Genomic DNA, 612 nt, shown 5'->3' with positions numbered 1-612 from the left:
GGGTGGCGGCGGGGCTGGACACCTGTCTGCGGCTGGTGCGGCGCGGCGGGGTCGTGGTCCAGCTGGGGATGCTGCCGCCGGGGCCCTCTCCGTTCGCCGGCAATCTCGTCGTCAGCCGGGAGATCGAACTGCGGGGCGCCTTCCGCTTCGACACCGAGTTCGACGAGGCGCTGCGGCTGCTCGCGGCCGAGCCCGCCTTCGACGGGCTGGTCAGCGCGGTGGTCCCGGTGCGGGAGGCGGGGTCGGCCTTCGCGCTGGCGGCGGACCGCAGCCGCTCCTGCAAGGTGCTGCTGGACTTCGGGACTTCCTGAACATTCCCCAAGGATCAGCCGAATACGGGTTCCCCGGGCGCGTGGCCGCCCGCATGATGAGGAGATCCCCGGACCTGGGAGCTCCGGGGGCGGACCGTGTCGGGGGGCGTGATGGCGGTTTCCCTCGGGATGCGTATCTCGGGGCTGCTCGTGGCGGGAGCGGTGGCGGTGGCCGTCGCGGCCTTCGGCGGTGACGGGAGTGGCAGCCCGGACGGCGGGGGCGGCGGCAGCTCGATCGTGACCACCGGTCCGACGGTCACCGACGGCCCCCGTACGGCACCGCCCTCCCCGACCCCCCGTC

Annotated in this window: 2 pseudogenes; both read left to right on the top strand. The window is 74.3% G+C overall.

The features are described 5' to 3' along the window. Window positions 1-311, top strand: a pseudogene (locus GRC12_RS44905) (L-idonate 5-dehydrogenase); the annotation flags it as partial. A 111-nt stretch (window positions 312-422) separates the two neighbouring features. Further along, a pseudogene (locus GRC12_RS44900) lies at window positions 423-612 on the top strand (hypothetical protein); the annotation flags it as partial.

The sequence above is a fragment of the Streptomyces griseorubiginosus genome, assembly GCF_017614965.1.
GTDB lineage: Bacteria > Actinomycetota > Actinomycetes > Streptomycetales > Streptomycetaceae > Streptomyces > Streptomyces griseorubiginosus_B.
Note: the sequence above shows the minus strand (reverse complement) of the source record. Positions and strands in the feature narration are given on the sequence as shown.